This window comes from Psychrobacter sp. H26, assembly GCF_059073035.1.
In genome coordinates, this window is sequence record NZ_JCACRW010000001.1 from 189,719 (window position 1) to 213,941 (window position 24,223).

Below are 24,223 nucleotides of genomic sequence, written 5' to 3' on the forward strand. Positions count from 1 at the left end.
GGTTTACTCTTGGTTCTGGTTAATAGGCGTAGGATTGATACGCACAACCACGCTCATACCCGAGCGAATACGAGTATCTGGCGTTGATGGTCGAGCTTTTACCTCAAAGGTACGCACATCGAACCCATCGTCATTGTTAGTCGGTCGCCAAGTTGCAAAATCAGATAGGGTCGACGTCGCATAAACAGTGAACTGTTTGCTATAAGGTTTGTCTGCTGATGATAGAGCTGGGATAGTCCCTGTAAACGTTTGACCGATAGCAAACTGATTCAGATAAGGTTCAGTGACGTTGAGTACCACCCATTGGTCATTGGTATCTACCAAAGTGAGCAAAGGAACGCCTTGACCGATGACTTCACCAGCACTGACGATGACGTTGTCAACGATACCTGCGATAGGGCTTTTTAGATTGGCTTCTTCTTTTGCGACCAGTGCCTCGTCCAGTTGGGCATCGACCTGTGCGACTTGGGCGGTAGCGGCTGACTTATCTTCACTACGCGCGCCCTCTAACGCCAAGTCATATTGCAGACGTGCCGCTTCAGTCTGATCTTCGGTAGCAAGGTACTGTGCATACGCCTCATCGCGCTTTTGCCGCGCCATCAACCCTTCTTCGTAGAGGCGATTAACGCGCTGATAAGTGTTCTTCGCCAAATCAGAGGCCGCTTTATTGGCTTGCCAAGCCGCTTTGGCTTGAGCAATTTCTTGCGGGCGTGCGCCATTTTTGGCTTTGTCCAACTGGCTCTGTGCGATTTGCTTGCCAGCCCGCGCCTGGTTGATCTTGGCATTAATTTCAGGCGAATCCATTTCGACCAGCTGTTGCCCCGCTGTGACAGCATCACCTTCTGTCACCATAATCCGTGCAATGCGGCCAGGTACTTTTGCAGCGATAGAGGTTTGCTGCATTTGCATTTGCCCCTGAAGCGTAATGATTTCAGGCTCGCTCTGTTGATTGCTTTTATATAGACCATAGGCAATCACAGCAAGAACAATCAATGCAAGCCCTGCAAGTAGCGCTTTTTTTACACGAGCAGATTTATCAGGGTTAGCATTACCGCGATTGTACGGTGGCGTAGGCTGCACCGGCTCAGCGTCAGGCGTGTTTTCTGCTGGTTTAGCTGAGTATTGACTGTCCTGAGAGGTCACTGACTCGGTTGAATCATCAGATTGATTTAAGTCGTTTGATTCATTTGGCAATTCAGACATGACAGCGGGATTCCTAAAGCAGCAAAGTTGAGAGTAAAGGGTCTAGAATAAAGGGGCTATGATTAATACATTCGAACAGCATAAGGCTTAGCACTGTCTAACGCTTCAGAGTTGAAGATCGCACCAAAAGCGACGATAAATGCCGAATAGTACAGCCATAGCATAATCACTACAGCAGCTGAAAGCGCCCCAAATTCAGCACTATAGTTATTGAAGTTTTGTACATAGATAGAGAACAGCACAGACAGTACAATCCACATAATAGTCGCTAGTGCGGCGCCTGGTACTAGCTTTTTGAGCGCGACAGCATCGCGATTAGGTGCTAAGCGGTAGAGCCCCAAAAAGCTTAGGAATATAATGCCAGCCAGTATTGGCCATCTGCTCCAAAGTGCAATCGTTTCAGCTATCTGAGGAAAGGGGAAAAAAGCCGCTCCCACAGGAATAATAGCAATAGAGGAGACCGCTATAATCAAAACAACTACCGCCCCAAAGGTTAGACTAAGCGCTCGAATAGTACCTTGAATGAAGCTACGCTCATGGGTGATATGAAAGGCAAGGTTAATAAGGATAATTAAAGACTTAATGCCTTTAGAGCCAGCATAGAGGGCGAGCAGTGACGATAAAATAAGGCTAAAAGTCAGCTTGGACGTGGTAGTAGAGACTAGGTCATTCAAGCGTGAGTTGAGGACCTCATACACGGTATCGGGTATGTATGGACTCAAAATTGAGATCTGTTCTTGCATCTGGACGGGTGAAAACACGAGGCCATAAATGAGTACAAACACTGCCATCACAGGAAATATTGACAAAAAACCAAAAAACCCCACGCTTGCACAATGTGCCCAAACGTTAGAGGTGTTTGCAAGCTGCCATGTTTTGAGTAAAGGCTGCAACCAATGACTTATCGATTTAGAAGTAGATTTTTTCATAAAACAATTATTCACAATAGAATGAGTAACAGTATGGATGTTGTCAGCGTCATGATAGACCGCGTCCTCAGTGAATTACAAAGGTATGACCGCACCTCACTCACTTGAGTCAGTCGATGTACCGTACCGCTCAAAGACATCGTTATTAAGGGCATCGTTATAACGAAAGGCTAGATCGACTGTACAAGCGCTGATCCATACGACTTATGGTTTTCATGTTCATTATTGTTCAGTATACAAAGTTGGCAGTTGAATGTCAGCGGCATTCAGATAAGCATTGAAAGCAAGCGGGGTGCCACAGCTTTGCATGAGTGCAGCCAATGACTGTACATAGCTATTGGCAGCTTGTGCTTGCTCGGTGCGGGCTTTGAGTGACTGAGTTTGCGCTTGTACCACATCGACGGTGGTATTCACACCTTCTTGTAAGCCAAGGCGGCGCAGTCGCAACACTTCTGTCGCCAAATCAACATTACTCTGAAGTGCCTGATAGCGTGACTGGGCATTATTGACATCATGCCAGTTTTTTTCTACGAGCAAGAGTAGGTTGTCACTGACTTCAATTTCAGAGAGATCGGCTTGACGGATTTGAGCGCTACTTGATGCCAATGAGGCTGTTTTATCGAGCCCGCCCCAGAGTTTCCAACTGGCAGATATACCAGCAACCCAGCTTGGATCCTTCTCTACCTGACCATAGCCATACAGCAAAACGGTCGGTTTATAACCAGTATCAGATAACGCATGCAGCTGCTGTGCCTGCGCACGTTTGGCGGCAACTTTCTGTAATCCTGGGTGATGACTCAGAGCCAGATCTTGAAAATAACTGACATCTGGTAGCGGGCGACTAGACACAAACAAAGGCGTCGTTGGCTTAATACGGTAGTTGGTACGTAGTAACCGCTGTAATGCAATCATAGCCAAGCGTGCATCGTTATTGGCATTAACAGACTCGCTTTTGGCGTCGGCAAGCGCAGATTGCGCCTCTAATCTCTCGACCCGTGAGATAAAGCCTTCTTCAAATAGACGCTCTGCCATATGGTCAGTTTGTTGCAGTGTATCGTAAGCGTCTTCACGTAAGTAAGCGGCAATGATCGCTAGCTGCGCCTCAAAGTAGCGCTCAATCAACGTATTATACAGCTCGTTTTTATCAAGAATACTATCTGCTAGCGCTTCTTGGGTGCGTGCATCGGAGGCGCCAGTCAAGGCATCTGTACGTCCAGCAGTATAAATAGGCCAGACCACACCAACACCTGCTCCAGTTGTGGAGCCTGAGCGTTTAAGGTCATACGAGTCTGGAATCCGCTCACCAACCAATTCGCCAAAGTTGGGTAAGTCTGGCAAGCTTGCAATAGGAGGAATGACACTATCGACACGATTATTCACCCCATCTATGATGCCGTTTTTAAGAGTGGACAAATCTATATCTTGGTCTAGATGGTAAGCACTGGCAGATACGCGAGCAAATACGAGCGGGTTATCGATGGTTCTTAGAGCATCAGTTTGGTATTCGCTGGCAGCAATGGCTGCTTGATTGGCCGCTATCTTGGGCGATACTTGGACTAAAAGTTTTTGTGCTTGCGCTAAGCTCAAAAAGCTGGAGACCTCTAACGGATAGCTATTATCAATCGTTTTGTGTGAGATGGGATCGACAAGGGTAGCCAGTGAAGGTTGCCCATCATAAGTATTTATCGATGTGTTATTAGGCGTTACAGTGGTCTTATGATTGCTCGGATCGTTAGCCTCCACGATTTGTGTTACAGGGCCAGATACCATACCAGTTGATTCGCGATCGGCATCACTACTGGCGTAAGTCACAGGTGCAACACTTATGAGTGTAACAGTCATCATAGTGGACGGTAGCGCTAATAAAGCGAATTTCATAAGTCACATAAACCATTAATTGAGAGGTAAGGTATTATAAGACAACGGTTATCATTAATAGACCGTATTGCTCAAATATTAACTGATCAAATTATTATAGACTATCTATGAGTGACCGCGTCTACCAGTCATCGAGTAAATGATGCCGATACAAAATATTTATTGTCAAATAGGTCAGTGTTTTTAAATAAAAAGGGTCTTATCATAGCGTCGCTGACAGTCTATCATTTGAAACATCATTTAAATTAAGGCGTACACTGTAGAGCCACAATGGTGACGGGTCAATGCTCAGTATTTTTTGGTTTTCTATTGTATGGGCAGTAGCGGTATGATAGAAGCTCAACTCTATATTTAAATATCTCTTTATAACTAACAACATAGCTTAGGAGGTATTTTGAGATGATTCTATTTGTCTTCAAATAAACTTTGTTTTTAGTTTTACTATTAAAATAATTAATCAGTCATTCATAAAAAAACAGCAAGCGATGAACGTTAATCAATGAAGAGTAAGTAGTCACTTATTACGAATTTTTGTCAAATAAAATAAATAACCTTAGTAGAGGATGTGTGTAATGGCAGGATATATTTTGGCGCTGGATCAGGGAACAACATCGAGTCGAGCGATCCTCTATGACGATCATGCACGTCCTATAAAAATGGTACAACAACCAACGACCCTCCAAACGCCAAGTGCTGGATTTGTAGAGCAAGATGCACAGCAGATTTGGCAAACCCAGATCAGCTGTGCGCACGATGTTATCAATCGGGCAGGTTTGCTTGCAACGGACGTCACCAGCATTGCCATTACCAATCAGCGCGAATCTATCGTGATGTGGGACAAACAAACGGGTAAACCATTGGCACCTGCTATCATCTGGCAGGACAGACGGACGGCAAACTACTGTAAGACGCTTGCTGCCGAAAGCGCTACCAATAGCATGGGTGATAGGGGCTATAAAAACAGCGCTCATACGAACACGTCTGAAAATCATCAAAATAATATGGCGCATGAGGTACAGCGTATTACAGGCCTGCGGTTAGACCCTTATTTTAGTGCCAGCAAGATTGCGTGGTTGCTCGAAAACAATCCAAAGCTTAGCGTGCGAGCCAGTAAAGGTGAGATAGCTGTCGGTACTATCGACAGTTGGCTGATATATAAGCTAACAGGTGGAGAGCACGTTATTGATGTGACTAACGCCTCTCGCACTTTGTTATTTGACATCCATAAACTGGCGTGGTCAGAGACACTTTGTGATCGCTTTGCCATTCCTATGAACATATTACCCAAAGTGCTGCCCTCAGACGGTGATTTTGGCAAAACCAAAAAAGGCTTGTTTGCCAAACAAATACCCATTCAAGCCGTACTTGGCGATCAGCAAGCAGCGCTCTTTGGCCAAGGTTGTCTTGATGCAGGTATGGCAAAGAACACCTATGGTACAGGGTGTTTTATGCTAATGAATATCGGTCAGCAGCCAAAGTTGAGCGACCATAAGCTACTGACCACTATCGCGTGGCAACGAAAAACCTCGCCAACTCGTCCAGACAATTTATCGTTTGATCAGATTGTACAATCAGGCAAGCGTATGCTACAACCGCCCAAAAAGGAAGTCACTTATGCGTTAGAAGGTAGTGTCTTTATGGCGGGTGCTATCGTCCAATGGCTACGTGACAACTTAGGTATGATTCAACAAAGTAGTGATGTTGAGGACTTAGCGCGCCAAGTGGATAGTAGTGAAGATGTGGTGCTACTACCAGCGTTTACTGGGCTTGGGGCACCTTACTGGCGTTCTGATATCAGTGCCAGTATCACAGGGATGAGCCGCGGTACAACCAAAGCGCACATTGCCCGTGCAGCATTAGAGGCGGTAGCCTATCAGACATACGATGTACTTATCGCTATGCAAAAAGACAGTCCCCATCCATTGACCGAGCTGAGAGTGGATGGCGGCGCGGCAAACAACGATTTGCTGATGCAGTTTCAGGCGGATTTGTTAGATGTTCCTGTACTGCGCCCAAGAGACACAGAAATTACCGCAAAAGGCGCGGCGTTACTTGCAGGTCTAAAAACTGGGTTATACGATGAGTCAACAATGAAAGCATCATGGCAGGTAGATCGTATCTTTGAGCCAAGTATGTCCACAGATGCTCGCGAACAACATCTTGATAAATGGCAACGTGCTATCGAGAGGTCGTTAATGCCACTATAAGCCTATTTTACTTGGTAAGTTAAGTATCAACGCGTTTTTGCAATCACTCAAAGTATAGGTCAACCGTACACAAATGTGATAAAGATACAGGCTGTAACGCAAGCCTACAAAGATATCGACATAGCTTACATAACCTGTATATCGTAGGGTAGTGATTGTTCCTATACTTCAAATGGCAGTCAAACAACGCCTTTGACAAGATCTAAAAGAACAAATGGAAATCAATAACTAATTAAGGATATATTTATTATGAATAACCATGACGAATTAAACAAAACAAAAATTAATGCGGATGGTACTACACGTACAAATGTAACAGACGACTACAACCGTGATCATGATGCCATCGACCGTAGTGAAGTGAAACATATGTCTGATGAGACAAAAGACGATTTGAACGCTGATATGATCACAGGTGAACCAGGTTCACATCCAGTGGGTACTGGTATCGGCGGTGTGGGCGGTGCAGCAGCAGGCGCAGCAATCGGTTCGATGGCAGGTCCATTAGGTACATTGATCGGTGGTGCTATTGGTGCAGTTGTTGGTGGCGGTGCAGGTCATGCAGCAGGTGAGGCGATAAATCCAACACACGAAGAAGCGTACTGGCGTGCAGAATACGCAAACGCTGACTACTATAAAGAAGGATATGATTTCGACCGTGATTTGCACCCAGCCTATGCAGTAGGATATGCAAACCGTGCTCGTTATCCAGCAGATGCTCGTTTTGAAGATCACGAAGCAGATTTAGAGCGTTCATGGCACGAAGTAAAAGGTGAGTCTCGTCTAGCATGGGATGAGGCACGTCTAGCGTCACGTGATGCATGGCACCGTGTTTCATAATACACGCAATATAAAAAAGCCACGTAGTTGCTTTCTAGCTACTGAATTAGTCAGGGTTTGTTAGGTTACATTTCTAAGTAGCATTGACTCATAAAATTATCAAGTAAACGGATAATCTGAAATATTGTTGATTCATTGCTAGAAATAGACTAATTGTATAACTATCTCTACGAGTGGCTTTAACTATCAAATTTATGCTATTTTAAAACTTCCAAGGTTGACCTTGGAGGTTTTTTTAGGCATAAAATTTGCTGTTTATACACATAAATGAATATTATGTATTATAATGATGAAAACAATAGGGAATATATGAGTAATCACGCTAATAATAATAAGCAGTTTTATGTTGCCACAGCCAACTTATTGAATTTCGCCAACCCTGATCGGATTTATTACGACAATGCACCGGCTTATGATAAGAAATCCTATGAGCATAAGCTGCACGGTCTTACAGACTTATTATCTAGAGCGAATGCTGATATCATTGCCGTGCAGGAAGTATGGGACAGTGAGGCACTAGAGGCGCTATCTGTTTCGTTAGGATTCAAACCAGAGCATGCTGTTATTCCGCTGGCAAGTAATGACAGTGCCAGTCCGCATACTCAAGGTATGGGGGCACAAGGCACACCAGCTGTTGGTATTATCAGTCGATTTGAGCAGTTAGAAACCAGTCTATTAGAAGATATTGAACCAAAGGCTGTGATTGATATTCCAGATATAGGACCTTATGAGCGCTTTAATCGTCCACCGCTCGTATTGCGCGTCGATGCATATGGTCAACCGATAACGATTGTGACTGCACATTTGAAAAGCAAATGTGCTTTTTTCTTACGTGATAAGAACGGCAATCTACTAGAAGATATGGATGATCCCAATATTCGTATTCGTGCCAAGCTACGCAGTTTGTGCATGCGTGCTGCAGAAGCTGCATCAATTCGAATGGCGATTATGGAGCGTTTGCACCACACACGTGAGCCATTGATATTGCTGGGTGACATGAATGATGTGACAGGTAGTGTCACCACTCAGTTGATGACCGAAACTGGTGAGGTCAATTACGATAAAAGTATGCGCGACGTCGCACTTTTTGATGCTGCTCGCATTCAGGCTCGCTATGGCTGGATGAAAGATGTCGCCTACACCCATATACACCAAGGCATGCCAGAAGTAATCGATCAGCTGTTTGTCTCAGAGGAGTTTTTACCTGATAGTAAGTTTTCGCTTGGTCAGGTTGAACGCGTTGATTATTTCAATGATCACCTTAAATGGGATTATGCAGACAGAGTCACTGATCATGGTATTATAAGAGCGAAAATCAAACTTAATGATTAACTTTTTAAAATTAAACAGTTAACTCTAGTAGAGTATTAATCGATACATGAACTTCTAACCCATTCATGTCCCTTGCTTGATAGTGTACAAGCGTTTATGATGCCTCCTCATCGAGTGTGGTAACGATAATATTGGCGCTATATTTTAGCCAATAGCCAGTAATCCGTTAGTTTTGGATGAATACTGTCTGATGAAGATTATATCTATACAATAGGGCGTAACATAAAGAGATTTATAATGAGTGATAACAAAGACGACAAAATTGAAGATGTGTTGGTAGACTCAGAATTGGCAAAAAAGCTTGTACCAAACAAGTTTAAATTTACCAGCCAACAAGGCCGTGTACGCCGCCAAAAACTTTTGGCTGGTGCCAAAAAACTGAGTGAAACACAAGCAATTAATGATATTACCTTGGCTGCCGTATGTGAAGAAGCAGGCATACCAAGAGCCTCTGCTTATCACTTCTTTCCTAATATTGAAGCAATATTTCTAGCATTGCGTTTTTTGAATGCCATCGAAATACTGGAGATGGTAGAAACAGTTGATATCGGTAATTACGATAGATGGCAAGGGTATTTGACTGCACTTATTGATCAGTGCGTGATGATCTTCCATAGTGATGAGACCAAAGCCAAGCTAATTTACGATACCAATACGCCTGACTTTGAAGGCGATAGTTTTGGTGAAGATATGGACCATCAAATCGTTGACTTGGTATATAAGCGCTTGTCAGAGCGTTATGAGATGCCAAACTTTGATGATATCCAAAACACCCTGTTGATTGCTTATAGTATCGTCAACGCTATCTTTACCTTGTCTTATCGTCGTCATCAGAGCATTACTGAGGACTATATTCAAGAAGCAAATACGGCATTTATTGCGTATCTGCGCTGCTATCTACCAGAAAAGCTACGACGCAAAAGCGTTTAATTTTCCATACCAAACGAAAAAAGCCGACAAAGATGTCGGCTTTTTTATGTTTTGTATTTACTACAATATTCTAAACACATAGTTGTCGTCCATTGAGACGTTATACGGTCATAGCAGTGATGATTAATGGTATTTGTTAATAGTAAGCTATTTCTCAACTATTTGGCGTTAAGTCTTGTCCACGGCAAACATCATCGACAGCATCTAAAGGGGCATATTGCTGATAGTAGCTGATTATTGATGTTTCTAACGCTACATTAGTCTGTGAGTCATGAGCGTTGATATAAGCTTCACGTGCTTGCTCAAGCCATCGATCTGCCATGCGAAAGTGCATACCGGACTCTCGCCAGCCTCGTTCGCATTGGTTGGTGGCGGCCCATATTAGAGCCACTTCACCAAATGCCATCTCACGAGGTGCTGACGCTATACCATTACCATCTTTGAGTGCACTCAGCGTTGCCCACAGGTCAGGTCGCATTAGCGCAGAGGTAGTAGGAATATCCTGATATATACTCATGTCTTGTGCAGTATTGTTTTTCAGTGCTTGCAGAATAGTCTCTGCCATTTCTACCGCAACTGAGCCTGCAGATGAGCGGCTGTTCATACTGTCTTTATTGATAGCATAAGTAAGCCATGCTTGTGCTTTATAGGCGAGATACTGCTCATGAGCTGTCTTGTCTTTTTGTTGATACGGCTCTAATTGCGCTACCATACAGTTCAATACACGCTGTTGTTGGCTTTGATACTTATAAGAATGCGCTTGTTTCTGCACATGGCTCTGCAAGTCATCACGACAGTTAGTAATATTGGTCGTATTAGTGATTTGAGCTGAAGTATTAACGATGTCACTGTTAGCTAAAGCAGGTGAGGCTACCGTCAGTAGCAGTATTGCCGATAAGGCAGTAGATATCGTTTGCTTATCAGGTATGGTTTTCATGACAGCTTTAAACATAATGCAAACCTTGTATGAAGGTAATAAGGGATGTTATTTACCATTATCAGGGCTAGTGCTACTCATAGCTTGGTAGGTTGTAATGCAGTTATAGTGGCATTGTCATAAGACGGTACTGAAGCAATGCCATTAGATCGCGTTGTCAATTTACAACGTATTATCGCTAACGGTAGTAGAGCTGCTCATCAAACGCTGGTTTTTTCGTGGATCTTCACGTTTGAATAGATCTTCATCGAATTTGAAGCGTAGTCTGAAATAAGCCCCTTCTTGAGTACTGTCATCATAGGCGATGTCTTCGTCTTCAAAGCCCATAAAGTTGTAGCCAAGTGATAACCACAGATTGGTCATTGGACTATAGCCAACCTCTGCACCAAGCATATAAGCCAAGTCGTTTGCTTGATCGTTCCAGTAAGTGCCTGCTTGTAAGCCAATATCCCAGCGCTCACTGAGGTCATAAAGCCCGCGACCATAGACAGCATGTGCCGTATTGTCACTGGTCAATGCATCTGCTTTGTACTCTGTGTATTTACCAGCATAACGTCCAGATAAGGTTAGTGGACGCGTCGGATGGTAGTTACCATTCCATGACCAGATGGTCGTGTCTTTTCGATAAGTGTCATCACCAGTGTTGTTATCATCCAAGCGATACTCAAGCTTTGCTAGCATATCTAACTGGTTGCTATCATAATCACGATAAGCTGCGCCTAGCTGAAAGCGATTAATAGTACGGTCGCCATCAGTGTAATCAGTGCGTGAGTAGATATCTTTGGCAAGTAGGGTGATCTCATCAGTATAGCGATAGGCAATACCAGCACTACCTAGTAATGTATCACTTGTTTCGCCCCAGCGTTTTTCAAAACGCCCCGATGCTTTGTAGTTTTCTTTGGCAAGATACTCAACACCAATACCTGCTGCGGTTGCCGTGTTGTCTTCTTCACCTTCAAGCGACTCAACACGCTCAAACAAGGTATTTAGAGTTAGACCTTCTTGGACATACCATTTGTTTTTTAGACCGATAGCGGCTTCGGCCTCGCGTGCACTAATAGCGTCACTCATACGGTATTCGCTATACACTTTACCGTCTTTCATATAAGCGGCATCGAAACCAAAAACAGTACGTTGACGCTCATCAGTATCATTAAGACCATAAGTACCCGATAAGCTGTTGATCAAATCGTGACGCGCGTACAGTCGTCCCAAGCTACCAAGAGGGGTTTCGCCGCCAATAGAAGTGGCATTACGTGAGCTATTGTCGATATCTTGCTCATACTCTGCAAATACCAAGCTATTATTTAACTTGGGCAGGCGAGAGGTAATACGAGCACGAACGGTTGTACCTTCGATGTCTTCATCAGCATTACTAACGCTACTTAACGCTGATTGATTGATGATGTCATCATTAAATAGCGTATCGTCTGTAATATCCAAAACGTCTGTCGCCGCTTGGGTATTGCGTGAAGCAGCAGTGGCATCTTGCTTATAGTAGCGTACGCCAATCTCACCGACCACATTCTCACTCAAACGCTGCTCTATGCTAGCCTGGATACCTTCGACGCTCGCCTCGGTAGTATGGTCTTCGGTACGTACACCTTCTAGCTTTAATGCTGTTTTTTTGTTGTTTATCGTGTGAACGACTTCTACACCAGACTCGGTACGCCCCGCCGTAAGCGGTGACGCACCAGTGACAAAACCTTCATCAGCATCATTGTAGTACGCTTTGGCACGGGTGTTTTTCTTATTATCAAAGTCAATCTCAAGACGTAGCGCATTACCCTCGACATCACTATCGTCGAGTTCTGTGGTGTTGATTTGATTGCTGGCTTGAAAATTTGGATTCTCAGCTTTATTCATGGCATATTCAGCGACTAGCTTTAACTTGTCGTTAAATTTGATAACGCTGTTGAGACTTGCAAGCTCTTCTTTGTTAAGTGGATCGTCGCTATTGATATAGCTACCACCGATAGATACTTTGTTGGTTAGTTGTTGCTTAGCAGCGATACCACCAACCAGATAATTTTCACCACCTTCATCTACTTCTACCGTGACACGGATATAGACAGGATTACCTTCGATGTCTTGACTGGCAATCGGTGATTTCAAGAATAAGCTGCGGCTAATCGGGTCTATCTCGTAATCAGCAAAACGCGTCAGCGTTTCACGGCTGATGATAAGACCAGGATTGTTGGCATCACGAGTGATCACTTCGATCGTTTCAGAGTTTTCTAATACCGCATCGAAGTTCTCAGCCAATGGATATGGACCTGAAATACCTAGGCCACGCGTCTCATTAACACGCTGGCTGGTACTGGTCTCTGCCAAAAATGCCGTGACACGAGTATTGCTGTCCTCAAACTGAGCTTTTAGACCAGTTAGGGTACGGTTATATTGACCCAGCTTGATACCTTCATCATTATCAATCTGGGTCTTTAGGTCACCATACATCGCGAACGAGCGACCTTTATCCAAGCGCACATAGAGCTTGCTTGTAGACTGCGCATCAAAGCCTTTAGCTGATGAGTCGCCATACACAGGGTAGTATTCGCCTGGCTCGATATCACGGAAGAGTCGCTCACCTTTTTTATCACTATCATAAGCGAGCGTAAGTAGATAATCGCCGCGCACTTTACCTTTGAGGAACATCGCTGCACGACCAGAGGCTGTGTAATCGTCGTTACCCGCAAAATCATTGAGCTCTTGTTCAAATGCACCTTGAGCATCAGTAATGCTGCCACCGTCGAAATCTTTGAGCGAAATAGCCCCTTCTACGATACCAACGGCAATCAGCGGACGCAATTGAGCAGTGAACTGTAATGGAATGACTTGTTTACTGCTACCCGTGTCAATGACGAGCTCGCCCTTACCGGGTACGCTTGACGCGATGACTGGTATGAGTAGCTCACCACCTGACACAGTAACTTGGGTGCCGGCTTGATCTTTGCTGCTGTCTTCCAAATTGATACGACCGATATTAGTATCAAGTGTAAGAGAAGTAGTACCAATATAGGGGCGATTGTCACGATCTTTTAGACTAACGACTATCTGGTATTCGCTAATGCCGTCTGCAGCTACTAGCTGAGTCTGAGTGCGATAATCGATAGATTGTAAGCTATCAGGTGTCAATACTTTAATCGTCTGCTCAGAGATGATTTTGCCGTTGATATCAGTGGCCACACCGCGCAGGGTATTACTTCCACGTTGTAGGTCAACCGCATAATAGTCAAAAGCCGTCACATTTTGCTTTTCTTGCTTAGCAGTTTTACCGATATTTTGCTCTGATACCGCTTTGCCATTGGCGTATAAAGTAAATATTGAGCCAAGAGGGGCTTGCACCTGTACCATCTGCTTGTAAGTGCTAAGCTGTTGACCTTCACCTAGATTAATAAAGGCGACATTGTTGTTAGCCACTTCTTTTAAGTATTCTTCGAGCTCTTTTTCTACTGGAGGGGCAATCGTTGTCACGGCCATATCGACACGATTGGTCGCTTGCCCAACCATATCGTTGACAATAGCAGAATCACAGTTGTTACCAAGGTCTAAGTCACCATTGATATTACAGCCACTTGCATCGATATTATCAGTCGTGTCGGTATCGTAGTCTGGCTCTAGTGTTAGCGCTGTTTTTACCGCTTGTTCTAGCGTATCGTTTTTAGCGCTCACTGATTTACTACGAGCGATTAGCTCAGCGTTCAGACGCTCAGTGCTATCCGCCATACCAGCGACTATTGCAAAATCTGCACGATGTAACTCGCCGTATTTTAAGTCAACAAAACGGCTGCCAGCATCACCAGCATTACGGTTGCTTTGGGTGACCAGTTCTGTTTCTCTAGGGATCGTCGTGCGGTCTACTTTCAGTACATGCGTTTTGGCACTGATGCCATAAAAGTTGTATTTACCTTCAGGATCAGTAACGATGAAGTTACCGTTCTCCATGTAGATACGTACACCAGCAACACCAATTTCACCGTCTTCTTTTTGCTGAATACCATCGCGGTTGATGTCGTGATAGACCTTACCGATGATGATGCCGTCAGTGTTCATGACGCCACGTTCTACGTCGATTTTCCACTGTGCTTCTCTTGATACTAAGCTTTGGCCTTGCTCGTTGTTAGCAACTGCGATTGCGCGGTTGATACCATCACCACCTAGTGATGCAGCACCAACAAGCACACGATAAGTAATTTTTTTACTTTCGCCATTTGCCATATTGCCTAAGTTCAATACCTGGTATTTACCGTCAGACTTAAACTCAGTAGTTTGTGTCTGATTGATATCGATATCAGTCGCTGGGCTCACACGCACACTGCTATCGACATAATCAAAACCGCGTGGTAATGCGTCTTTTAGCTGCACATCGTAAGCAGTAGCACTACCGTTGTTCGTGATATTGATGGTGTAGCTGACGTAATCACCGAGCTCAGCACTTTTTACGTCACTTTCCTTTGTGACAACTAAAGCTGGGTTGTCATCGACGATATTAATTTGTGAGCTCAGATCACTGATACGCACGGTGAAGTCAGACGCGTTCGGCAATTCATCAGCACCAATGCCAACCGAAGGGGCGATACAGGCGTCTAAGCTGACAGTCAATGTGTCACTGTTCAACGTCTGGATGAGCTTATCATTAATAGCGTTGGCGTTATTTTGAGTGGCCGCTGATAGCTGATATTTACCCGTGTTATTACCAGTTTCTATAGCTTTAAGTGAATAGCTATCTTCAGTTATCGGCGACTTGATGGTTACCCATACTTGATCAGGCTTGTCAGTTTGTACGTTACATTGCGCATAGCTGGCACTGACATAAACATCATCATTAATTTGTGAAACAGTTTTACTTTCATCAAATTTAGGAGTGGTGAATTTGATACCAGATTCGATAATGACTAAACTATCGGTCGCACTCACGCTGGCTACTGACGAATCTGCTAACACAACTGCACCAATCTTAATATCAGCAGTGTCCCCATCCTGACCATCAACATCTGATAGCGCTTGTATAATAAGCTGAATGTTTTCACTCTGACCAAGCTTAATTTGAGCACTCATGTCATCAAGAATAAGTTGTCTATCGCCACTGTCGACAATACCGTTGTTATTTAGGTCTTGATAAACTTTCAAATTAGATAGAGTTGGCGATACATCAAGCGTCAGCTCAACAGTCTGACTACTATAGCCAGTATTACTAAGAACATTGACCCAATTCACTAATGTATTGGGTGCGACAGTACGCAGAGGTTGCTGAGTTAAATTAATACCATATTCAGGCAGGGCAGAGGTTTTGACTTGAACTTGGTTTGAAATACCACTTTGTTCAATAGAATCGACGTCATAAGTTGCATTAGCAATGTTATTGATAGTTTGTACGAGCGTGCTAGGCGCAGCAGACGCCACATTTGATTGCATAAGCAACATTGCAGCTGTCAGCGCAGAGATCTTCGCTGTATGCAACGTAATACGATTAGACGTTAAGTATGTAGTCATATGTCGCTTATCCAATAAAACATAGAAGGGTAGGGTAGTAACCCTCCAGCTTGGCTAACCAAAAACGATCAGGTCAAACTGGAGCGTTAGTCTATAAACGTCTTGTGACGCTTATAGACTTTGAAATATTAAATATAAATTAACGATCGTTTTTGATTTTGATTTTGAAAGTCAAGGTGCCAACGCCCTGAGGAACTATAGTAAAGTTAGTACCAAGAACTGCAGTACTAGTCGCACTAGGCGTGCCTGCAGTAGATGAAGCAGTCGCCGAAGTAGCAGGTGAACCAGCTACTAAATCCGCACCAGCTGAGAAGTTAGACAACAAATCCGAGATAGTTAATGCGTTAAGATTAAAACCTAATGCTGTTGAAGAAGTGTTAGTTGCCTGAATACGATAGATAACACATTGATCAGGTGCCGCATTGAGTGTAGTCTGAACAAAGGTACTTGTAGCAACGGTAGCTTCACAAGCAGCATCTAGTGATTGAGACTTCACCAACGTTAAGCCTCTAACGTTAGTCGTATCAGTCACTGAAGTAACAGCAGGTGGATTAATACCGGCAGGCGTTAGCGTTACGACAGAAGTTTCAGTGCTACCAACAGCTGCAGCATCAGCAACAGTTGCAGGAGCATCCACATTGCCCGACGACACATTGTAGTTGATTGCTAGTGTGCCACCAGGTGCAATACCATTTGGAAATTGAGCGGTTGGTAGTGTAGTGCTATTAAGGGTGTACGTATTACCACCAGCAACGGTAGGTTGCAGCGATATAGTAACCGGGGCGCCATTACCAGGCGGCGTGTAAGTAACACTAACAGGACCAGTAACAGGTCTAACAGCCCCATTATTGCCACCATCAGCAATAGTAAAGGTCAATGGGTTAGTATTGGTACCTTCAGCATCTTGACCACTGTTAGTAATGAGAGTTGAATGAGTCGCTTGACTAGCAGTACCTGAGGCAGGGGGAACTTCTCTAGTTGTTGGATTGCTCACTACAACCGCTCGTCTGGTAAAGTTAGTCACACCAGCAGTATCTATACCAGCGCCGTTAGCTTGATCCGCAGCAGCAGGTACTCTAGTCATATCTAAATTGTTATTTGTACTATCCAAAATGTCATAGTCAGTACCAAGTACAGGAGCAGCAATTAACGGACTAACCGCACCGACGAACTTATCGTAGACTTCTGCATTGTTAGTTACTGAACTATTAGCAGCTGTATACTGATCTCTATCGACATTAACTGTGAAAGTAATTGTGCGACTTGCGCCAACGGCTAAGTTCGCTACAGCAACATTAATAGCTTGTCGAGTACCAACAGTAGAAATCGTAGCAGTGCCAGCACCAGTTACGGTCACGTCTGAGGCTGTGCCATTAGGCAAACTCAAACCTGCAGGAAGGACATCTCGGATGACAAAATCAGTTGCAGCAGTACTATAGTCAGTATCCACGTTAGTGACTACGATACTATAAGCGATCTGTGGGTTAGCGACTGTCAAATCGACAGTACTGGTTGCTGTTTTTGCTATTTTGAAGGTAGGCAGCTTCACGATAGTTTGGTTTTCGTTCACCAATGTCGCATTTGCTGGAAGATTAGCAGTAAAGAAACTACTGGTTGCTGTTAATGTGCCTACACCTTTGTCATTACCGTTACGAGCGGCTGGTGTAGCTGCTTCGTAGCTTAAGTTAGCTCTGGTACCTGGTTGTAGTCTAATAGTACCACCGTTGGCTAGGGTACCTGTCTGTGCCTGACCATTCAAAGCGGTGACTTGAGCAGGAGTTAAAGCAGTGCCATCTGCTTGTACAATCGTAAACGTGACAGGCGCAGTACCTAAAGCATAGTCTGGCGTAGCTGTTACTAGTGCTGAGTCATTACCTGTGGTATTAACGGTATAAGTATCCGTTACGTTACCCGTATTGGTTAAAGCATGAGTAAAGGTAGTCGTACCACCTGGCGTAGCAGTCTGATTGATAGCAATATCGTCACTGATGCTACCATCATCAATAGTCGATACGAGTGCAAAGTTAGCTGTTTCGCTAACGCTCACAGTCACTGTGTTAGAAGTAACGTTTGGCTGAGCAATGCCAGCAACGCTATAGTTTGCGGTTGCGACGTTGGTAATCGGTGCTGCTCCTGCACTAATACCACCAGTAGTATTAGGAGTAGCTGCATTAGCGGCAGTAGAGATACCCATTGCAGCCACAACACCTACGGCTAATACTGAATATTTAAAAGAATTTGGTTTCATGCAGTAAATCTCCGAAAGATTAAATCAGTAAGGATGAAGGGTTATTTGTTAACGACAGTATTGAGGGCAACAGCTGCTGCCTTTTTTGCGGGTAGTAATTTGATGTTCCAGCGTAGCGTACGGTATTCAGAGTAGGGCACTTTAACCATTTTGCCATCGACTTTGCGCATTAGCGGCATATCAGCATAGTTCTTGCCATCAGTGCTAGCTTGTGCGCTTGCAGGCATCGCATCACCAGTAAAGGTCATGTTGGCAGGAATAGGTAGAGTCACCATTAGATCATTAATATCTTTATTAATGGTATTGGTATAAGTTGCCTTGTATTGGATGACAGTACCTGCTGGTGCGGTACGTACTGCCGTATAGACTGTCTTACCGTCAGCATTTTTGATGACTTGATTGGCAGTCAGTTCCATCTTTAGAGCATCTTCAGCATGCGCGAAGCCTAACATGCTAGTAGAAGCAACCGTTGCTAACAGAACATTGCGTAGAATCTTGAAACGTTTCATATAAAATCCTTTCTTATACCGTTGCTATCATTGGGATACAGATGCTTTGGGCTACAGTGAAGCTGTCTGTAATTTGATATCAGGCTCGTCTGTAAAAAGCACACATCTCCCTTTAAGCTATTGTCACGTAACCAATACAAACTTTCATTATAAAGACGACAAATGGTGTTTCAAGGTGACCAAACGGTAAAAGCCCTATCTATGAAGATAGGGCTTGATTGAGTATTCGGTAATTTAATACACAGGTGTTTAGTTACTACTGGTAGTACCATATTTAGTATTAAAGCGAATGGCCTGACGGCGAGTGGCTGTAGTAGCACCTAAAGAAAAAGTATTGGTAGTCACTGTACCGTTGTTACCAATAGATACCGAGTTTGTTGCAAATGATGGAGTGCCGCTATTTTCACCAATAGGTGTTGGATTAACTAAGGTAGAGGTAATCAGCGAATTATTAGAGTCATTTTTACTCTGTAGCGTATCCTTGATAACAATATCTGTCAGAGAAACGTTGCCCCGGTTGATGGCTTCAATTCTATAAGCGATACATTGTCCTGGCACAATGCCAGATATTGGTTTTATACTATACGCGCTGTTAGCACTACCTTCATAATTGACACCAATTGTAGCAAGGTTATTTAGACTACAGTCATGAACATACTGACTTTTGATTAATACTAATGCAGCATTTTCTTGGATAACATCACCAAAGTCATTGCTAGGATAGTTGTACTGACTATTAATAATGTTTATTTGTCGCACATCGCTTGTCGTGTCTACAGAATATGCATAATTGCTAGGTTCATTCTGAGTGACACAGAGTCTGGTATAACTGCCAACTTGTGCAGATGTCAAATTGAAGCTGTAGGTACCGTCACTATTGATATTCACTGTTTGAGGCGAAAACGTCCCACTATCACCAGCACATTTATTCAAAGTAATGGTGTGACCAGTGGTAAAAGGGATTCCAGATTCAGTTGGTGAGTCATATCTACCATTAAAATAAAGACTATTATTTAGATATTTAGTAGAGACATCATCTTTGGCTGGAGATGTAATTTGACCGTTATCGTTAAATACAATACCTGAAAAGACATAATTGGATCTGTCATTTGTGATTGTACATGCCCAATTATCTCCGTACGTAAGCTTTAGATTTTTTGGATCTAAAGTAGTAACGGTTGTACCATCCGATCTTCTACATGCATACAACGCAGTATAATCTACTAGGTTGGTCGTTCCTGAGACGGCTTCTGTCAGTGTATAGGTCTTGGCAGGGTTCACCTTAAAGGTTCCTGTAGTGCCTGTGCCCGTAGTGACTGTATTGCCTGAACCCGACGTAGTGACCGAGCTGATGCCGTTGGTAACAACCGAGTTATCTGCATTGTCCTTGATTTGAACTGTGAATTGGTCGGTATTTGTTTTACGAGAAGAAGAGAGAGCTTTAGTATATGTTAGGCGCGGCTGTGGTAGGTAGCAGTAACCATCAAATACAATGTTGATCAGCTGATCACCAGGGTTACCTACAGTGCCAGTAGTATTATCGTAGTATTCTAGGTTAGGGTTATTGCCATAAGACACATCTACTCTAACGATAGGTTGATTAAAAGCAACGGATACTTTACATCTTTCATCTACAGAATCTGTACTACATAAAACGCTACCAGTAGTAGTTGTTTGACGATAGGGTGCAGTAGTCGTTATTCCGGTGCCTCTATATGTCAAAGTTGGCGTCACACTAGCACCCGCACTAGTAAAACCCGTGATGGTCACTTGGTCAGAAAACTCGAAATATCTAGTATTTAGTGTTGTTCCTCCGTTTCCTGTCCCTGTACCTAAATAGTTCACATCTATATCATAAATACTTAAGCTGACATTGGTAAGGGCTTGAGACTCGTTGGTGAAACTGTTTTTAAAAGTATATGAGGCCGTACGAGATGATGCCTTGTTAGTAAAATCCTGAAAAAATTCAAACGATTGAAGGTTGCCTGCTAGCGTTTTAGGTCTATAAAAGTTCGAGCCACCTGCATCTAGACTACCGGTAGTCACTAAACTGTTAGAAGCCACAGTGTAACTTTCACTTTTGAGACCGTTTAAAAGTTGGTTTACACCAAGAATAGGCGGTGATGCTGTCGATCCTAAGTTGCTGTAATCAGTGCTTGCAAACTCATCAGACACAAAGTTAGCAGGGCAAGTTGTAATTGCTGCAAAAGCCAAATAGTTGGGCAGTAGTACCAACAAAGACGGTAAAGCTATCCAACGCGTTACTCTCGACTTAAGAGCTGATAGTTCAACAGACGAATTCATAATAGCTCCGAGAGCAAGGATGGAATGTAGATATAATTTTGTGATAAGCATAATATTTAAGTGACAATTAATATACAAAAATGAGACGAAAGTCTATTTATAGGGTATGAATAGCAGAATGCTTTTTCAGATAATATATTTAGAGAGATGAACCCTTACTGCAAAGGCTATACTTGTTTTTGCACATTCAATAAAATTAGATATATCTCAGTGAATCATCAGTAATCATTTTTAAAAAAACTAATCGTTATTTATTTAAAAAATACTTGTTATTTATCCATTTCTTTACAGCCATAAACAATTCCCTCGCAAACGCCTATAATGGACTGTCAAAATCATCTGTGACAGGATATACAGGGATAACAGTATGAGCTGTTTTGTCATGGCATCTATTTGATGTACAAGTCAGCTCACCGTAGTAGTGTTTTTTACCATCATGTTCTATACCACCGCACAAAACAATGGAATGATTGAAGATAGCAAGGAAGCCATCAGTAAGTCGATATCCCATCACTCACCAGTATTTAACAAAGCCCTGCCATATAGGCAGGTACGACTGATATAAAAGGATTAACACCAATGAATTATTATAAGGATGCTGATAGCACCGAAACCCAAGAGTGGCTGGCAGCCTTTGAATCTGTGGTCAAACACGCAGATAAGGACCGTGCCCAGTTTCTACTAAAGGCGTTGTACAACATGGCAGTTCAAGAAGGCCTGCCTTTTAATAGACTAGATACCGCTTACGTCAATAGTATTGCCGCAGAAGATGAGCCAATGTATCCAGGCGATCTAGGCATGGAGCGTAAGATACGTGCTTTGATTCGTTATAACGCACTTGCCATGGTGATGCGTGCCAACAAAAACGATGATGACTTGGGTGGTCACTTAGCGACATTCGCCTCTAGTGCAACGCTTTATGAGACTGGTTTTAACCATTTCTTCCGAGCAGCCAGCGATCATTTCGGTGGCGATATGATTTATTACCAAGGTCATTCAGCACCAGGTATCTATGCTCGCTCTTATTTAGAAGGTCGTTTGACCGAAGATCAGCTTGATAACTTCCGTCGTGAAGTGGGTGGTAAAGGTCTATCAAGCTATCCACATCCATACTTAATGCCCGATTATTGGCAGTTCCCAACGGTATCAATGGGACTTGGGCCCATCATGTCGATCTATCATGCCCATGTACATCGCTATATGGAAAACCGCGAATTACTAGAAAAAGAAGGTCGTAAAATCTGGACGTTCTTAGGTGATGGTGAAACGGATGAGCCAGAAAGCTTAGGCGCAATCTCTCTTGCTGGTCGTGAAAAGTTGGATAATTTGATATGGGTGGTCAATTGCAACCTACAGCGCCTTGATGGTCCTGTACGTGGTAATGGCAAGATTATTCAAGAGCTAGAGTCTGTGTTCCGCGGTGCAGGCTGGCGCGTCATCAAAGTTATCTGGGGTGGCAACTGGGATTCACTACTTAGTAAAGATCATACCGGCGTGCTTAAACATCGTATGGAAGAAGTGGTCGATGGTGAGTACCAATTATATGAAGCACGTACGCCTGAATTTACCCGAAAAGAGTTTTTTGGTAAATACCCAGAGTTAGAAGAGATGGCAGATGCGCTGACGGACGAAGAGATTGCACGTCTGAACCGTGGTGGTCACGATCCAGTGAAAGTTTATGCTGCTTTTAGTGAAGCAATGAAGACAAAAGGTCAGCCAACCGTTATTTTGGTCAAAACTGTCAAAGGCTACGGCTTATCTACTCAAACGCAAGCCGTTAACAAGTCACATCAGATCAAAAAACTAGATCAAGAAGCCTTGATGTATTTCCGTGATCGTTTTGATTTACCGTTTACTGATGAGCAACTAGAGACCCTACCATTCTATCGCCCTGAAGAAGGTTCGGCGGAGATGAAATATCTCAAAGGGCGCCGCGAGTCGTTAGGTGGTCATCTGCCCAACCGCCGTAGTGGTCACATCCCGCTTAATATTCCTGAGCTATCGATGTTTGATCGCGTATTAAAAGGCAGTAATGGCAAAGAGCAATCTACCACGATGGTTTTTGTACGTTTGCTATCTGCGATGCTAAAAAACAAAGATATCCAAGATCGCGTTGTACCAATCGTACCTGACGAAGCGCGTACATTTGGTCTAGAGGGCATGTTCCGTCAATTGGGTATCTATTCAGCGGTCGGTCAAAAATATACGCCAGAAGATAGTGAAGCGTTGATGGGTTATAAAGAAGCCATCGATGGTCACATGCTAGAAGAAGGTATCAACGAAGCGGGCGCAATGAGTACGTGGATTGCTTTGGCAACCAGCTACTCTGTGAACGCCCTGCCAATGATTCCGATGTATATCTATTACTCAATGTTTGGTTTCCAGCGTGTGGGTGATTTGGCTTGGGCCGCAGGCGATTGTCAGGCACAGGGTTTCTTACTAGGTGCAACAGCTGGTCGTACAACGCTTAACGGCGAAGGCTTGCAGCATCAAGATGGTCATTCACAGATACTATTCAATACCGTACCGAACTGTGTCACCTATGACCCTTGTTTCGGTTACGAGCTGGCAGTAGTGATGCATGATGGTCTGCGCCGTATGTACGGTGAAGGTGAGCGCGTCTATTATTACTTGACGCTGATGAATGAAAACTACGAACAACCTGAAATGCCAGAAGGAAGCGAAGAAGGTATCAAGCGCGGTATGTACTTATTAGAAGATAATGGCTCAGCACAAGTACAGCTGTTAGGGTCTGGTGTGATCTTACGCGAAGTCCAAAAAGCATCACAGATACTAAAAGATGAGTTCAATATCACATCTAACGTCTGGAGCGTTACCAGCTTTAATGAGCTGACTCGTGATGGTATGGATTGCGACGACTACAACCGCTTGCATCCGATGGATGAAGAAAAAGTGCCTTGGGTTACTGAGCAGTTGGCACCGCACGAAGGTATCGTGGTTGCTGCGACAGATTATATGCGTAACTACTCAGAGCAGATTCGTGCTTGGTTGCCAGACAACCGTCCTTATACGACTTTGGGTACGGATGGTTATGGCCGCTCTGATACGCGTGAAAACCTACGCAGTTTCTTTAATGTTGATGCCGCACATATTGTTGTGGCAACGCTGAAGCGCTTAGCCGATGAGGGTGAAGTTGAGATGCGTTTGGTCAAAGACGCGATTTCAAGCTTAGGTATCGATGTGGATCACCCACCTGCATGGCAACAGCAGTCTTATTACGATCAATCTCCAGATGCACCAGCACCAGGTAATGTCAATCCAAAACCTGTTCCTGAGTTTGTTGAAGAAGATGATGATGAAATCAGTGATGAAGGTCGCGCTGAAGACCAAGCAGATGCAAACGTACTCGATGATAGTGATGTCAAAGAATAATAACCATAAGACGAGGAAAT

At 43.7% G+C, this 24,223-nt stretch carries 13 protein-coding genes; 5 read left to right on the forward strand and 8 right to left on the reverse strand.

The annotated features are described in order from the left end of the window. Window positions 1-3: 3 nt before the first annotated feature. From AC5JPT_RS00970 to AC5JPT_RS00980, 3 genes are all read right to left on the reverse strand, one after another. Window positions 4-1,203 (reverse strand): HlyD family secretion protein, encoded by a 1,200-nt coding sequence (locus AC5JPT_RS00970; RefSeq protein WP_493856742.1) that lies wholly within the window; start codon window positions 1,201-1,203, stop codon window positions 4-6. 62 nt (window positions 1,204-1,265) lie between these two features. Next, entirely contained in the window at window positions 1,266-2,132 is an 867-nt protein-coding gene (locus tag AC5JPT_RS00975; RefSeq protein WP_493856743.1) for a YihY/virulence factor BrkB family protein, read from the reverse strand. Between the two features lie 222 nt (window positions 2,133-2,354). Then, complete coding sequence (locus tag AC5JPT_RS00980; protein WP_493856744.1) at window positions 2,355-3,977, reverse strand: TolC family protein; 1,623 nt, start codon at window positions 3,975-3,977, stop codon at window positions 2,355-2,357. Window positions 3,978-4,582: 605 nt separating this feature from the next. Here AC5JPT_RS00980 and glpK point away from each other — a divergent pair. The 4 genes from glpK (at window position 4,583) to AC5JPT_RS01000 (ending at window position 9,319) form a co-directional block, all read left to right on the forward strand. After that, window positions 4,583-6,217, forward strand: coding sequence for a glycerol kinase GlpK (gene glpK / locus AC5JPT_RS00985; RefSeq protein WP_493856745.1), 1,635 nt, complete (start codon window positions 4,583-4,585; stop codon window positions 6,215-6,217). Between the two features lie 369 nt (window positions 6,218-6,586). After that, complete coding sequence (locus AC5JPT_RS00990; protein WP_493858403.1) at window positions 6,587-7,057, forward strand: hypothetical protein; 471 nt, start codon at window positions 6,587-6,589, stop codon at window positions 7,055-7,057. A gap of 309 nt (window positions 7,058-7,366) precedes the next feature. Then, on the forward strand, window positions 7,367-8,389 hold the full coding sequence (locus AC5JPT_RS00995; RefSeq protein ID WP_493856746.1) for an endonuclease/exonuclease/phosphatase family protein: 1,023 nt from the start codon (window positions 7,367-7,369) through the stop codon (window positions 8,387-8,389). A gap of 237 nt (window positions 8,390-8,626) precedes the next feature. Continuing rightward, entirely contained in the window at window positions 8,627-9,319 is a 693-nt protein-coding gene (locus AC5JPT_RS01000) for a TetR/AcrR family transcriptional regulator (protein WP_319050221.1), read from the forward strand. A 154-nt stretch (window positions 9,320-9,473) separates the two neighbouring features. Here AC5JPT_RS01000 and AC5JPT_RS01005 read toward each other — a convergent pair whose 3' ends face one another. The 5 genes from AC5JPT_RS01005 to AC5JPT_RS01025 all read right to left on the reverse strand — a co-directional run bounded on the left by AC5JPT_RS01005 (window position 9,474) and on the right by AC5JPT_RS01025 (window position 20,810). Continuing rightward, entirely contained in the window at window positions 9,474-10,271 is a 798-nt protein-coding gene (locus tag AC5JPT_RS01005; protein ID WP_493856747.1) for a hypothetical protein, read from the reverse strand. Window positions 10,272-10,418: 147 nt separating this feature from the next. Next, on the reverse strand, window positions 10,419-15,749 hold the full coding sequence (locus AC5JPT_RS01010) for an SdrD B-like domain-containing protein (protein ID WP_493856748.1): 5,331 nt from the start codon (window positions 15,747-15,749) through the stop codon (window positions 10,419-10,421). A gap of 139 nt (window positions 15,750-15,888) precedes the next feature. Continuing rightward, on the reverse strand, window positions 15,889-17,997 hold the full coding sequence (locus tag AC5JPT_RS01015) for a beta strand repeat-containing protein (RefSeq protein WP_493856749.1): 2,109 nt from the start codon (window positions 17,995-17,997) through the stop codon (window positions 15,889-15,891). Window positions 17,998-18,038: 41 nt separating this feature from the next. Beyond that, window positions 18,039-18,506 carry a hypothetical protein gene (locus AC5JPT_RS01020; RefSeq protein ID WP_493856750.1) on the reverse strand — a complete coding sequence of 156 codons (468 nt, stop codon included), beginning with the start codon at window positions 18,504-18,506 and terminating at the stop codon, window positions 18,039-18,041. A 249-nt stretch (window positions 18,507-18,755) separates the two neighbouring features. Further along, the gene (locus AC5JPT_RS01025) at window positions 18,756-20,810 is read right to left on the reverse strand and encodes a hypothetical protein (RefSeq protein WP_493856751.1); all 2,055 of its coding nucleotides are present in this window, start codon (window positions 20,808-20,810) and stop codon (window positions 18,756-18,758) included. 579 nt (window positions 20,811-21,389) lie between these two features. Between AC5JPT_RS01025 and aceE the strand changes: the two genes are divergently transcribed. Next, entirely contained in the window at window positions 21,390-24,203 is a 2,814-nt protein-coding gene (gene aceE / locus AC5JPT_RS01030; RefSeq protein WP_443524259.1) for a pyruvate dehydrogenase (acetyl-transferring), homodimeric type, read from the forward strand. The last annotated feature ends 20 nt before the right edge of the window (window positions 24,204-24,223 follow it).

Coding starts and splice junctions, on each gene's coding strand:
- AC5JPT_RS00970 (WP_493856742.1), bottom strand. CDS start 1,203: ATGTCTGAATTGCCAAATGAATCAAACGACTTAAATCAATCTGATGAT.
- AC5JPT_RS00975 (WP_493856743.1), bottom strand. CDS start 2,132: ATGAAAAAATCTACTTCTAAATCGATAAGTCATTGGTTGCAGCCTTTA.
- AC5JPT_RS00980 (WP_493856744.1), bottom strand. CDS start 3,977: ATGATGACTGTTACACTCATAAGTGTTGCACCTGTGACTTACGCCAGT.
- glpK (WP_493856745.1), top strand. CDS start 4,583: ATGGCAGGATATATTTTGGCGCTGGATCAGGGAACAACATCGAGTCGA.
- AC5JPT_RS00990 (WP_493858403.1), top strand. CDS start 6,587: ATGTCTGATGAGACAAAAGACGATTTGAACGCTGATATGATCACAGGT.
- AC5JPT_RS00995 (WP_493856746.1), top strand. CDS start 7,367: ATGAGTAATCACGCTAATAATAATAAGCAGTTTTATGTTGCCACAGCC.
- AC5JPT_RS01000 (WP_319050221.1), top strand. CDS start 8,627: ATGAGTGATAACAAAGACGACAAAATTGAAGATGTGTTGGTAGACTCA.
- AC5JPT_RS01005 (WP_493856747.1), bottom strand. CDS start 10,271: ATGTTTAAAGCTGTCATGAAAACCATACCTGATAAGCAAACGATATCT.
- AC5JPT_RS01010 (WP_493856748.1), bottom strand. CDS start 15,749: ATGACTACATACTTAACGTCTAATCGTATTACGTTGCATACAGCGAAG.
- AC5JPT_RS01015 (WP_493856749.1), bottom strand. CDS start 17,997: ATGAAACCAAATTCTTTTAAATATTCAGTATTAGCCGTAGGTGTTGTG.
- AC5JPT_RS01020 (WP_493856750.1), bottom strand. CDS start 18,506: ATGAAACGTTTCAAGATTCTACGCAATGTTCTGTTAGCAACGGTTGCT.
- AC5JPT_RS01025 (WP_493856751.1), bottom strand. CDS start 20,810: ATGAATTCGTCTGTTGAACTATCAGCTCTTAAGTCGAGAGTAACGCGT.
- aceE (WP_443524259.1), top strand. CDS start 21,390: ATGAATTATTATAAGGATGCTGATAGCACCGAAACCCAAGAGTGGCTG.